Origin of the sequence: Klenkia taihuensis (genome assembly GCF_900112525.1) — a bacterium.
GTDB classification, from domain to species: Bacteria; Actinomycetota; Actinomycetes; order Mycobacteriales; family Geodermatophilaceae; genus Klenkia; species Klenkia taihuensis.
In genome coordinates this window covers 175894-187879 of record NZ_FOMD01000004.1, presented here as the reverse complement: position 1 = coordinate 187879, position 11986 = coordinate 175894, and the positions used below count along the sequence as shown (strand labels likewise).

Genomic DNA, 11986 nt, shown 5'->3' with positions numbered 1-11986 from the left:
CGCTCCGCTGCCCGATCCGTGCCCCATCATCCCAGCGCTGCTCACGCGGCGGCGGCCGCGGCCTGGTTGCGCCGGGTGAACACGTGCTCGAGCCAGAGCAGGAAGACCACGTGCCGCAGCGGGACGTCGTCGCGCAGCTCCAGGGTGGGCACCGGGCTCCAGAACCCGACGCGTCCGCTGCGGCCGACCACCTCGTCGCCCAGCGTCCACACCCGGGTGCGCTGCCCGGTCCTGACCCCCAGCACGGTGCCCTCCAGGTCGACCTCGTGCCGGCCGGTCCAGAACGACGTGCGGACCGCCCGGAGCCGCGCGGTGTGCTCGGGGTCGGCGTGCAGCCGCGCGCCCAGGTCGCCGGTCTCCTTGGAGTAGACCCACTCGTCGCCGTCGACCACGGCCAACGCCCGCTCGCGCCACCAGCGCGGCTGCAGGGTGGCCACCAGCAGGCCGTCGGTCGCGTGCTTGTCGCCCGCCCCGCCGGCGACGACGGCGTGCACCCCGGCCGCCATCCCGCGGTGGCCGGCCCGGCAGAGCGTGTGGACCGTCACCCGATGCCCGGTGCGCCCGCGACGCTCTCGCCGGTGGCGCGGTAGAGCAGGTAGGCGGCGGTCTCGCGGAGGATGTAGCGGAACTGGGTGCTGCGGGTCTGCACGGCCGGGCCCTGCCGGGTGGGCGAGCTGGCCGCGTCGATGCCGGAGTCCTCGGCCATCCGCTCGGCGCGCATGGCGTGCCAGGGGTCGGTGACCAGCACCGCGGTGCGCCAGCCGCGCTGGTCGAACTCGGCGGCGACCAGCCGCATGCTCTCCAGGGTGTCCACGCCGTCGGTCACCGGGACGAGGTCCTCGGCCGGGACGCCGGCCTGCTCCAGGTAGTCGCGGCCGGCCTCGGCCTCGGTGAACTCGTCGCCGTCGCGGCGGCCCCCGACGGTCACCACGACCGGCGCGACGCCCTCCTCCCACAGCTGCAGCGCGTGCTCCAGCCGGGCCTCGAAGATGGAGCTGGGCACGCCGTTGTACTGCGCCGAGCCCAGCACGACGATGGCGTCGGAGCGGGGCTCGGAGTCCTGCCGGGCGGTCCACCAGATCGCCGCGGCCGTGGACACGACCACCAGGGCGACGGCGAGCACGGCGGCACCGACGGCGCGTGCGACGAAGCCTCCGAGCATGCCGACATGGGTACCACGCCCGGCCGTGCCGCGGTCAGGACAGGCCGCAGACCTTGGCGCCGTCCTCGGGGACCACGGTGAGCTCGACCGTGGTGACCGCGCCCCCGTCGTCCCAGCTGACCGGGACCTGCTCGGTGCGCTCGTCGCCGGTGCCGCGCACGGGCGCGCCGACGGTCGGCGTCCCGGGCCGCAGGTACTCCCCCGCCACGTCGCCCGGCGCCAGCCGGTCCTGCTCGTCCTCGCAGAGCAGGCCCCAGGCGGTCTCGGCGTCGCCGGCGGCCAGCGCGCGGCTGAAGACGTCGGCCACCTGCGTCGCCTGCTCCGAGCCGGTGCCCTGCAGCAGCGGCAGCGCGACCACCGCGCCGACCGCGACCGCGACGGTGCCGACGCCCAGGGCGACCAGCAGGCCTCTGCGGGAGCGGCCGGGGCCGGCGTGCAGCGGCTGCGGGTCGTCGTCGTAGAGGTACTCCGGGGCGCCGCTCACCCGCCGCTGACCTCCAGCTCGGCCCCGGCCGGCGGCCGGGGGTCGTCGCGGTCGTCCAGCCAGCCCTCGGGCAGCGCGACCGGCCGGGGGGACGACGTCCGCCCGCGGGGGGCGCCGAGGACGGCGGTCGGGTACGGCTGGTCCTCGATGCGGGCCAGCAGCCCGGCGAGCTCGTCCAGCGAGCCGACCATCGCCAGTGCCCGGCGGACCTCGGAGCCGACCGAGAAGCCCTTGGTGTACCAGGCGACGTGCTTGCGGAAGTCCGCGCAGCCGTGCGCCTCGCCGTGCTCGGCGGCCAGCAGGGTGGCGTGCCGGTGCATGACCGTCGCGACCTCGCGGAAGGTCGGCAGCGCCCGCTGCGCGGAGCCGGCGAAGGCGGCGGCCAGGTCGCCGAACAGCCACGGCCGGCCCAGGCAGCCGCGGCCGACGACGACGCCGGCGCACCCGGTCTCGGCGACCATCCGCAGTGCGTCGTCGGCCTCCCAGACGTCGCCGTTGCCCAGCACCGGGATGTCCACGGCCTCGACCAGGCGGGAGATGTAGGACCAGTCCGCCGTCCCGCTGTAGAGCTGGTCGGCGGTGCGGCCGTGCAGCGTGATCGCCGCGGCACCGGCGTCCTGCGCGATCCGGCCGGCGTCGAGGTAGGTGTGGTGCTCGGGGTCGATGCCGATGCGGGTCTTCACCGTGACCGGGACGTCGCGGGCGGCGCGGACGGCGGCGGTGACGATGTCGGCGAACAGCCGGCGGCGCCACGGCAGCGCGGACCCGCCGCCCTTGCGGGTCACCTTGGGCACCGGGCAGCCGAAGTTGAGGTCCACGTGCGCGGGCCGGGTGCCGGCGACGCACTCGTCGACCAGCATCTCCACCGCCCGCCCGACGGTGGCCGGGTCGGTGCCGTAGAGCTGCACGGAGAAGGCGTCGTGCTCCTCGGTGGTCGCCCGGACCATCCGCAGGGTCTTCTCGTTGCGCTCCACCAACGCGCGGGTGGTGATCATCTCGCAGACGTAGAGCCCGGCGCCGAACTCGCGGCACAGCGTGCGGAAGGCCGGTCCGGTGATGCCGGCCATCGGCGCGAGGACGACGGCCGGGTCGACGGTCAGCGCGCCCAGCCGCAGCGGCGGCAGTGCGGTGTCGAGGACGGCGGTCACCGGTCCAGGGTAGGCGGGGCGCTGGTCGTGCCGATCGCGGCGGACAGATGGCACGCGGGGGGTTGACCCACCCGGCGGTCCCCCGGTCCCGGGCGTGCCGTGGACCGAGGGACCCCGAGGTGGGTCAACCCACCGCTCAGCAACCGACGAGGCGCTGGGCGAGGTAGCCGACGACCTGGTCGAGGGCGACGCGCTCCTGGGTCATGGTGTCGCGGGAGCGGACGGTGACGGCCTGGTCCTCGAGGGTGTCGAAGTCGACGGTGAGGCAGAACGGCGTCCCGATCTCGTCCTGGCGGCGGTACCGGCGGCCGATGGCGCCGGCGTCGTCGAGCTCGACGTTCCAGTTCTTCCGCAGCTCGGCGGCCAGGTCACGCGCCTTGGGCGAGAGGTCGGCGTTGCGCGACAGCGGCAGGACGGCGGCCTTGACCGGCGCCAGCCGCGGGTCCAGCGCCAGCAGGGTGCGGGTGTCGGTGCCGCCCTTGGCGTTGGGGGCCTCGTCCTCGCGGTAGGCCTCGACCAGGAAGGCCATCAGCGAGCGGGTGAGCCCGGCTGCCGGCTCGATGACGTAGGGGGTCCAGCGCTCGCTGGTCGCCTGGTCGAAGTAGGACAGGTCGGTGCCCGAGTGCTCGGTGTGCGTCGACAGGTCGAAGTCGGTGCGGTTGGCGATGCCCTCGAGCTCGCCCCACTCCGAGCCCTGGAAGCCGAAGCGGTACTCGATGTCGACGGTGCGCTTGGAGTAGTGCGACAGCTTCTCGGCCGGGTGCTCGAAGTGCCGCAGGTTCTCCGGGTCGATGCCCAGGTCGGTGTACCAGCGGGTGCGCTCGTCGATCCAGTACTGGTGCCAGGTCTCGTCCTCGCCGGGCTTGACGAAGAACTCCATCTCCATCTGCTCGAACTCGCGGGTCCGGAAGATGAAGTTGCCGGGGGTGATCTCGTTGCGGAAGCTCTTGCCGATCTGGCCGATGCCGAACGGCGGCTTCTTGCGGGCGGCACCCATGACGTTGGCGAAGTTGACGAAGATGCCCTGCGCGGTCTCCGGGCGCAGGTAGTGCAGCCCCGACTCGTCCTCGACCGGGCCGAGGTAGGTCTTCAGCATCATGTTGAAGTCGCGCGGCTCGGTCCAGGAGCCGGTCACCCCGCAGTTCGGGCAGGTGATCTCGGTCAGGCCCTCGGGGAGGCGGCCCTTCTTGGCCTCGAAGGCCTCCTCGAGGTGGTCGGCGCGGAACCGCTTGTGGCAGTTGAGGCACTCGGTCAGCGGGTCGGTGAACACCCCGACGTGGCCGGAGGCGACCCAGGTCTGGCGGGGCAGGATGACCGAGGAGTCCAGGCCGACGACGTCCTCGCGGCTCTGCACCACGGTCCGCCACCACTGCTTCTTGATGTTCTCCTTGAGCTCGACGCCGAGCGGGCCGTAGTCCCAGGCGGAGCGCGTGCCGCCGTAGATCTCACCGGCGGGGAAGACGAAGCCCCGTCGCTTGCAGAGGTTGACCACCTTGTCCAGGCGGGCGGGGTCATGCTGAGAAGCGCTGTGCGGGCTTCGCTCGTTCACGCGGAGGTTCTCCATCCGGCTGGCGGTCGGCGGTTGCCCTGCAACGCTAGACGCCCCCCGCGACCTCATTCCGGCAGGTACACCCCGGGCTCGTCCACCGCGTGCAGCCAGACCGGCGCCCCGGCGATCTTCACCTCGGCCGCGGACAGCGCCCGGCGGTAGGAGCCGACTCCGTCCCAGGTGGTCAGCAGGGCGCACAGGCCCGGGTCGTCGGCCGCCGTCCCGAACTCCCCGGACACGAACCCCGGACGCCGCCGCAGCGCGGCCAGCAGGAGCGCGGCGTCGGCGCGCAGCGCGGCGGGGTCCTCGGTGCGGAACCTGGTGAGCGCGAACACGGGCACCCCTTCGCAGTTGACAATGGTTCTCACATGCGCGGACGATGGTGCCATGACGGCCGCCCCGCTCCCGGTCCCCCGGCGCCTCCCCGAGGACGTCGCCGCCGCCAGCGAGCTGCTGTCCGCCCTGGCCGCGCCGCTGCGCCTGTCCATCGTGGCGCTGCTCGACGAGCACGGCACCCTCTGCGTGCACGAGCTGGTCGAGGCCCTCGGCGTCCCCCAGCCCCTGGTCTCCCAGCACCTGCGGGTGCTGCGCGGGGCTCGGCTGGTGGCCGGCGACCGCCGGCACCGCGAGGTGCACTACCGCCTCGTCGACTCGCACGTGGGCCACATCGTGCGCGACGCGCTGGAGCACGCCGGGCACGGCGACGTCACGGCTGCGACGATCGGCTGATGGTCCGCACCACCCGCCAGCGCACCGCGGTCGCTGCCGTCTTCGACCAGCTCGAGGGCTTCCACAGCGCCCAGGAGGTGCACGCCCGGCTGCGCGCCGAGGGCGACACCGTGGGCCTGTCGACGGTCTACCGCGCGGTGCAGGCCCTGGCCGACGACGGCGAGCTGGACTCCATCCGCACCGACACCGGCGAGGCGCTGTACCGCCGCTGCAGCACCCGGCACCACCACCACCTGGTCTGCCGCAGCTGCGGGCGCACCGTGGAGGTCGAGGGCCCGGCCGTCGAGCGGTGGGCCGACCGGGTCGCCGACGAGCACGGCTTCGCCGACGTCAGCCACACGCTGGAGATCTTCGGCACCTGCGCGGCCTGCCGGGACGCCGCCGCACCGGCGGGCTGAGCCCTTGGTCACCGGCTGTGCGTCTCCCTAGACTGCCTGGCCGGTGGTCGCGCTGGCCCCACGGAGGCGGAGGGGGCGGGCGGTGGAGTCCGGGCAGTTCGGCAGCTACCGCATCGAGTCGCTGATCGGCCGCGGCGGCATGGGCGAGGTCTACCGGGCCTGGGACACCGAGCACGAGCGCACCGTCGCCCTCAAGGTCCTGTCCGAGCACCTGGCCGCCGACCGCGGCTACCGGGAGCGGTTCCGCCGCGAGGCGCACGCCGCGGCCCGGCTGAACGAGCCGCACGTGGTGCCCATCCACCGCTACGGCGAGATCGACGGCCGGCTGTTCCTGGACATGCGGCTGGTGCAGGGCGACGACGTGGCCACCGTGCTGCACCGCGAGGGCCGGATGGCCCCGGAGCGGGCGGTCTCGCTGGTCAGCCAGGTCGCGCAGGCGCTGGACGCCGCGCACGCCGACGGCCTGGTGCACCGCGACGTGAAGCCCTCCAACGTGCTGCTCACCGGCAGCGGGGACGGCGAGTTCGCCTACCTGGTCGACTTCGGCATCGCCCGCTCCACCGCCGACGCCCAGGGTCCCTCGCTCACCATGACCGGCGCGGCGCTGGGCTCCTTCGACTACATGGCGCCCGAGCGGTTCCTGGAGCGGCCCGTCGACCGGCGGGTCGACGTCTACGCGCTGGCCTGCGTCCTCTTCGAGTGCCTGACCGGCCGGCGCCCCTTCCCCCGCGAGGGCCTGGCCGCGCAGATGTTCGCGCACGTCAACACCCCGGTCGACCGCCCCTCCACGCTGGTGCCGGGGCTGCCCGCGGGCCTGGACGCGGTCATCGCGCAGGGCATGGCCAAGGACCCCGCCGCGCGGCAGGCCACCGCGGGCGAGCTGGCCGCGCAGGCCCGCGCCGCGCTGCGCGCCGGCCCGGCCCGCACCGAGGTCGTCGTCCCGCAGCTGCCGCCCCACCCGGTGCAGCGCCCCGCCCCGCAGACCGTGGGGTTCACCGCCCCCTCCGGCGGCGGGGGCTGGTCGGGTCCGCCCCCGGGGTGGACCGGCGGGGGCACCGGCCCGGGCTGGGGCGCTCCCCCGCCGCCGGCCCCGTCCCGCACCTCGCCGGCGCTGGTCGCCGCCCTCGTGGCCACGGTCGTCGTCGCCGTCCTCGTGGTGGTCGTGGTGGTGGCCACCCGCGGCGGGGACGGCGGCGACGTCGTCGCCACGTCCGGCTCGGCCACCGCGACCACCACGTCCGCCGGGCCCACGACGACGACGGCCGCCAGCACCACCAGCACGCCGGGGACCACCAGCTCGCCGGCGACCACCGGGCCGGCGGGCGGCGACGACGCGCTGCTGGACCGGCTGCCCGCCGACTTCGACCCCGCCGACTGCGAGGAGAACTCCCTCCCCGGCGACGGCGCCGACGCGGCCGTGCGCTGCTCGGCGGCGATCTCGGGGCCGGTGCCGCGGTCGGGCAACTTCTACGGCTACCCCGACACCGACACCCTGCAGGAGGCGTTCCGCGGGGACGTCGACCGGCAGGGGCTGACGGAGATGGACTCGCTCGCCGACTGCGCGACCGCCCGCGGCTGGATCGACTACGCCGGCCAGGACGGTGAGCGCGCCGGGTCGGTGGCCTGCTTCGTCAACGCCGACGGCGACGGTGTGGTGGCCTGGACCCAGGAGGACGCCCGCGCCGAGGGGTTCGTGTTCATCAGCGACGGCGAGACGCGCCTCGCCGAGCTGTTCGACTGGTGGAACGACCCGGCCAAGAGCGACTTCCAGGCAGGCTGAACCGGCACGTCCCCCTACCATCGTCCCGACGACGGGGGCAGGCCCCGTCGCGCGCCGAGGGAGGCCCGTGGAGTCCGGTTCGTTCGGGGCCTACCGCATCGAGGAGCTGATCGGGCGCGGCGGCATGGGCGAGGTCTACCGGGCCTTCGACACCGAGCACCGCCGCACCGTCGCGCTCAAGGTGCTCTCCTCCGGCCTGGCCGGGGACCCCGGCTACCGGGAGCGGTTCCGCCGCGAGGCGCACGCGGTCGCCCGGCTGTCCGAGCCGCACGTCATCCCGATCCACCGCTACGGCGAGGTCGACGGCCGGTTGTTCCTGGACATGCGGCTGGTGCAGGGCGTCGACCTCGGCGACCTCCTGCACCGCGAGGGCGCCCTGGAGCCGGCCCGCGCGGTCGCGGTGGTCGCCCAGGTCGCCCGGGCGCTGGACGCCGCGCACCACGAGGGCCTGGTGCACCGCGACGTGAAGCCCTCCAACGTGCTGGTCACCGGCGACCCCGGTGACGAGTTCGTCTACCTGGTGGACTTCGGCATCGCCTGGTCGGCCGGTGACTCCGAGACCGGGTCGCTGACCCAGACCGGGTCGGCGGTCGGCTCCTTCGACTACATGGCGCCCGAGCGGTTCATGGAGCGGCCGGTCGACGCCCGCACCGACGTGTACGCGCTGGCGTGCGTGCTGTTCGAGTGCCTGGCCGGCCGGCGGCCGTTCACCGGCGAGGGCCTGGCCTCCATGATGTACGCCCACCTCAACGCCGTCCCGCCGCGGGTGTCCTCGGTCCGGCCGGGCCTGCCGCCGGGGCTGGACGACGTGGTGGCCCGCGGGCTGGCCAAGGACCCCGCGCAGCGCTGGCCCTCGGCCGGGGCGATGGCGACCGCGGCCCGGGCGGCGCTGAGCACCGGCGGGGTCACCCCGCAGCGGGACAACGGCCCCGCACCCGGCCCGCCGCCGCCCCCGCCGCAGGCCGTCGGCATGTCCGGCCCGGGCTGGACCCCCGCGCCCGCCCCGGCCTGGAGCGGACCGGCGCCGGTGCCGGTCACCCACCCGGGGCCGCCGAGCCGGCGCCGCTGGCTGCCCTGGGCCGCGGCCGGTGTCGCCGCGGTGGTGGTCGCCGCCGTCGTCCTGGTGGTCGTGCTGACCCGCGGCGGGGGCGAGGACACCACCACGACACCCACGACGAGCGCCGCGCCGACCACGTCGGCCGAGGAGGAAGCGCTGCGCGGGGTGCTGCCCGACGCGTTGACCGACTGCGCCTCGGCCACCCCCGACGGCGCCGGGGAGACCGCCCGGGTCGAGTGCGGCGCCGCTGCGCCGGGGCCGTCGTCGGTGCGGGTGTCCTCCTACGCCGACGCGTCGGCCGCCGACGGCGCCTTCCTCGGCCTGGTCGACCGCTCCGACCTGCCGCCGCTGCCCGCCCGCGACACCTGCCCCGCGTCGACCGGCTACTACTACTGGCGCGACGCCGACCAGCAGACCGCCGGGCGCGTCGGCTGCCTGACCACCACCCGCGGCGACGCGGTGCTGTTCTGGACCGCCAGCGCCCAGCAGCTGCTGGTGGTGGCCACCTCGGCCGGCACCGGCGCCGACGGGCTGGCCGAGCTCACCGACTGGTGGACGGCCACCCGCGACTCCTTCGGCTGAGGCCCCGGCTCAGGCCCCGGCTCAGGCCTTGCCGAAGCGGCGCTGCCGGGAGGCGTACTCCTCGCACGCCGCCCACAGGTGCCGGCGGTCGAAGTCGGGCCACAGCACGTCCTGGAACACCAGCTCGGCGTAGGCGGACTGCCACAGCAGGAAGTTCGACGTCCGGTTCTCCCCCGAGCTGCGCAGGAACAGGTCGACGTCGGGCATGTCGGGCTCGTCGAGGAACCGCGCGACGGTCTTCTCGGTTATCCGGGCCGGGTCCAGGCGACCGGCGGCGACCTCACGGCCGATGGCCGCGGCCGCGTCGGCGATCTCGGCCCGGCCGCCGTAGTTGACGCACATCGTCAGGGTGAGGACGTCGTTGTGGCGGGTGAGCTCCTCGGCGACCTCCAGCTCCTTGATCACCGACCCCCAGAGCCTCGGCCGGCGACCGGCCCAGCGGACCCGCACCCCGAGCTCGTGCATCTCGTCGCGGCGGCGGCGGATGACGTCGCGGTTGAAGCCCATGAGGAAGCGCACCTCCTCGGGGCTGCGCTTCCAGTTCTCGGTGGAGAACGCGTACGCGGAGACGGCGCCGATGCCCAGCTCGATGGCGCCCTCGACGCAGTCGAACAGGGAGGACTCCCCCGCCTCGTGGCCCTTGGTGCGGGGCAGCCCGCGCTCCTTGGCCCACCGGCCGTTGCCGTCCATGACGACGGCGACGTGGTGGGGCACCTTGTCGCGCGGGATCGCGGGCGGGCGGGCGCCCGAGGGGTGCGGGTTCGGCGGGCGGACGGCCCGCTTCACGACCGGTCCACCAGGCTCAGCGAGCGCAGCCCGCGCTCCAGGTGCCACTGCAGCAGCGCGGCCACGAGCCCGCTCCCCTCGCGTCGGTTGATCCCCTGGCTGGCCTCGGCGGTGGCCCAGTCGCCGGTGAGCAGCGCGTCCAGCAGCTCCACGGTGACCGGGCTGGGCATCGCCGACCCGGTGGGCCGGCAGGCCGGGCACACCATGCCGCCGCCGGGGACGGAGAAGTGCCGGTGCGGGCCGGGCTCGGCGCAGCGCGCGCAGTCGCTGAGCGCCGGCTCCCAGCCGGCGACCGACATCGCGCGCAGCAGGAAGGCGTCGAGCACCAGGCCCGGCGGGTGCGCCTGCTCGGCCAGGCTGCGCAGCGCACCGATGACCAGCAGGAACATCCGGAGCGAGGGCTCCTTCTCCTCGGCGGTGAGCCGGTCGGCGGTCTCCAGCACCGCGGTGCCGGCGGTGTAGGCGCGGTAGTCGGCCACGATCGCCGGGCCGTAGGAGTGCAACGACTCGGCCTGGCTGACGATGTCGAGGTTGCGGCCGGTGTAGAGCTGCAGGTCGACGTGGCTGAACGGCTCGAGCCGGGCACCGAACTTGCTCTTCGTGCGGCGCACGCCCTTGGCCACCGCGCGGACCTTGCCGGTGCGGCGGGTGAGCACGGTGACGATGCGGTCGGCCTCGCCGAGCTTCTGCACCCGCAGCACGACGCCCTCGTCGCGGTAGAGGGCCTTGGGGGTCGTGCTCACTCAGTAGCCCAGCCGTTGCAGCTTCTTGGGGTCGTCCTGCCACTCGCCGAGCACGGTGACGTGCAGCGCGAGGTGCACCCGGCCGCCGAGCAGGTGCTCCAGCCCCACCCGGGCCTCGCTGCCGATGGCCTTGATGGTCGCCCCGCCCTTGCCCAGCAGCATCGGCTTCTGGCTGGGCCGCTCGCAGTGCAGCAGCACGTGCAGCTCGGTGAACACCGCGTCGGGGTCGCGCGGGTCGGGCTTGCGGACGATCTCCTCGACGCTGACCGCCAGGGAGTGCGGCACCTCCTGGCGCACCTTCTCCAGCGCGGCCTCGCGGACCAGCTCGGCGATCTGCCGCTCCACGTCGTCGTCGGTCAGCTGGTCGTCGGGGTAGAGCGGCGGACCCTCGGGCAGCATGCCGATCAGCAGGTCGGCGAGCAGGTCGACCTGGTCGTCGGCGACGGCGCTGACCGGGACGACCTCGCGGGCCTCGACCAGCTGCGAGGCGGCCACCAGCTGCTCGGTGATCTGCTTCTTCGACGCCGCGTCGGTCTTGGTGACCACCAGGACGACGGGGGTGGAGACGTTCCGCAGCTGCCGGGCGATGAACGCGTCGCCGGCGCCGACGGGCTGGTCGGCCGGGATGCAGAACACGACGACGTCGACCTCGGTGAGGGTGTCGCGGACGACGTCGTTGAGCCGCTGGCCCAGCAGGCTCTTCGGCTTGTGCAGGCCGGGGGTGTCGACCAGCACCAGCTGGCCCTCGGGCCGGTGCACCACGCCGCGGATGGCGTGCCGGGTGGTCTGCGGCCGGTTGCTGACGATGCCGACCTTGTCGCCGACGAGACGGTTGGTCAGCGTCGTCTTGCCGGCGTTGGGGCGACCGACCAGCGCGACGAAGCCGCTGCGGTACGGCACCTCCGGGTTGCTCACGAAGACAAGTCTCCCACCGGGGTCCGACAACGCTTGCGAGGATGGACCCCATGGCCCGACGCACCCGACGCGAGAACGACGAGCCGCCGGCGGTGCGCGCCGCCCGCGACCGGGAGCGGCACGTCAGCCAGGTCACCAGCTACGGCTTCTTCGCCAGCCGCGGCCCCAAGCGGTCGGTCACCGTCACCCCGGCGCCGCTGCGCTACTGGCAGTACGTGCTGGTCTCCCCCGGCGTCGCGGCCGCCACCGTGGCCGCCGTCGTGGTCTGGCTGGTGGCGCTGGGCCTGATCAGCGGGTGGGCCGCGGCGAGGTCGGAGGCGCCGCTGGCCGTCGTCCTCGGGCTGCTGGTGCTGGTGCTGGCCACCAGCCGGCTCACCGTCTCGGACTTCGCCGTCTCCAACGACATCGCCGGGCTCCGGCAGACGTCGTCGTTCGGCGTCGTACCGCTGGTGCTCGTCGAGGACGTCGTCCTGGCCCCGGCCCCGGCGGACTGGCCGCGGGCGAAGCGGCGGGGTGGCTGGTGGCCGGGGCGGCGCAGGGTCGTCGTCCGGCACCTGGCCGCCGACGGCCAGCGCGACCGCGCGTTCTCCGTCCGGGTCCGCGACCCGCACGCCTTCGCCGAGGCGCTGGACCGCCCGCTGGGCTGAGCCGGG

Annotated in this window: 14 protein-coding genes; 5 read left to right on the top strand and 9 right to left on the bottom strand. The window is 74.7% G+C overall.

Annotation, left to right across the window (positions count from 1 at the left end; translation table 11 throughout):
• Positions 1-41 precede the first annotated feature (41 nt).
• The 6 genes from BM158_RS16800 to BM158_RS16775 all read right to left on the bottom strand — a co-directional run bounded on the left by BM158_RS16800 (position 42) and on the right by BM158_RS16775 (position 4678).
• On the bottom strand, positions 42-545 hold the full coding sequence (locus tag BM158_RS16800; protein ID WP_091561987.1) for a hypothetical protein: 504 nt from the start codon (positions 543-545) through the stop codon (positions 42-44).
• Complete coding sequence (locus BM158_RS16795; RefSeq protein WP_091561982.1) at positions 542-1162, bottom strand: YdcF family protein; 621 nt, start codon at positions 1160-1162, stop codon at positions 542-544. Before BM158_RS16795 ends, BM158_RS16800 begins: the two co-directional genes overlap by 4 nt.
• A 34-nt stretch (positions 1163-1196) precedes the next feature.
• Positions 1197-1646, bottom strand: a complete 450-nt coding sequence (locus BM158_RS16790) for an Rv0361 family membrane protein (RefSeq protein ID WP_091561979.1) — start codon at positions 1644-1646, stop codon at positions 1197-1199.
• Positions 1643-2794, bottom strand: a complete 1152-nt coding sequence (dusB, locus tag BM158_RS16785) for a tRNA dihydrouridine synthase DusB (RefSeq protein ID WP_091561975.1) — start codon at positions 2792-2794, stop codon at positions 1643-1645. The genes BM158_RS16790 and dusB overlap by 4 nt, the downstream gene beginning before the upstream one ends.
• Positions 2795-2930: 136 nt before the next feature.
• The gene (locus BM158_RS16780) at positions 2931-4343 is read right to left on the bottom strand and encodes a glycine--tRNA ligase (protein WP_242657485.1); all 1413 of its coding nucleotides are present in this window, start codon (positions 4341-4343) and stop codon (positions 2931-2933) included.
• A 65-nt stretch (positions 4344-4408) separates the two neighbouring features.
• Positions 4409-4678 carry an antibiotic biosynthesis monooxygenase gene (locus tag BM158_RS16775; RefSeq protein ID WP_229827826.1) on the bottom strand — a complete coding sequence of 90 codons (270 nt, stop codon included), beginning with the start codon at positions 4676-4678 and terminating at the stop codon, positions 4409-4411.
• Positions 4679-4730: 52 nt separating this feature from the next.
• Here BM158_RS16775 and BM158_RS16770 point away from each other — a divergent pair, with 52 nt between their 5' ends.
• The 4 genes from BM158_RS16770 to BM158_RS16755 all read left to right on the top strand — a co-directional run bounded on the left by BM158_RS16770 (position 4731) and on the right by BM158_RS16755 (position 8889).
• Positions 4731-5072, top strand: coding sequence for an ArsR/SmtB family transcription factor (locus BM158_RS16770; protein ID WP_091561968.1), 342 nt, complete (start codon positions 4731-4733; stop codon positions 5070-5072).
• Entirely contained in the window at positions 5072-5470 is a 399-nt protein-coding gene (locus tag BM158_RS16765; protein WP_091561964.1) for a Fur family transcriptional regulator, read from the top strand. The genes BM158_RS16770 and BM158_RS16765 overlap by 1 nt, the downstream gene beginning before the upstream one ends.
• Before the next feature lie 82 nt (positions 5471-5552).
• Positions 5553-7250, top strand: coding sequence for a serine/threonine-protein kinase (locus BM158_RS22105; RefSeq protein ID WP_207506703.1), 1698 nt, complete (start codon positions 5553-5555; stop codon positions 7248-7250).
• 67 nt (positions 7251-7317) lie between these two features.
• On the top strand, positions 7318-8889 hold the full coding sequence (locus BM158_RS16755) for a serine/threonine-protein kinase (protein WP_207506701.1): 1572 nt from the start codon (positions 7318-7320) through the stop codon (positions 8887-8889).
• A gap of 21 nt (positions 8890-8910) precedes the next feature.
• Here BM158_RS16755 and BM158_RS16750 read toward each other — a convergent pair whose 3' ends face one another.
• Genes BM158_RS16750 through era form a run of 3 tightly spaced genes read right to left on the bottom strand, consistent with a single transcriptional unit; the run spans position 8911 to position 11333 of the window.
• The gene (locus BM158_RS16750; protein WP_091561961.1) at positions 8911-9675 is read right to left on the bottom strand and encodes an isoprenyl transferase; all 765 of its coding nucleotides are present in this window, start codon (positions 9673-9675) and stop codon (positions 8911-8913) included.
• Positions 9672-10418 (bottom strand): DNA repair protein RecO, encoded by a 747-nt coding sequence (recO, locus tag BM158_RS16745; RefSeq protein WP_091561957.1) that lies wholly within the window; start codon positions 10416-10418, stop codon positions 9672-9674. The genes BM158_RS16750 and recO overlap by 4 nt, the downstream gene beginning before the upstream one ends.
• A complete protein-coding gene (gene era, locus BM158_RS16740) occupies positions 10419-11333 on the bottom strand; it encodes a GTPase Era (RefSeq protein WP_091561954.1) in 915 nt (304 codons plus the stop codon).
• A 50-nt stretch (positions 11334-11383) separates the two neighbouring features.
• On the opposite strand from era, the gene BM158_RS16735 reads away from it, so the two are divergent.
• Positions 11384-11980: a hypothetical protein gene (locus BM158_RS16735; RefSeq protein WP_091561951.1), complete on the top strand. Its 597-nt coding sequence runs from the start codon at positions 11384-11386 to the stop codon at positions 11978-11980.
• The last annotated feature ends 6 nt before the right edge of the window (positions 11981-11986 follow it).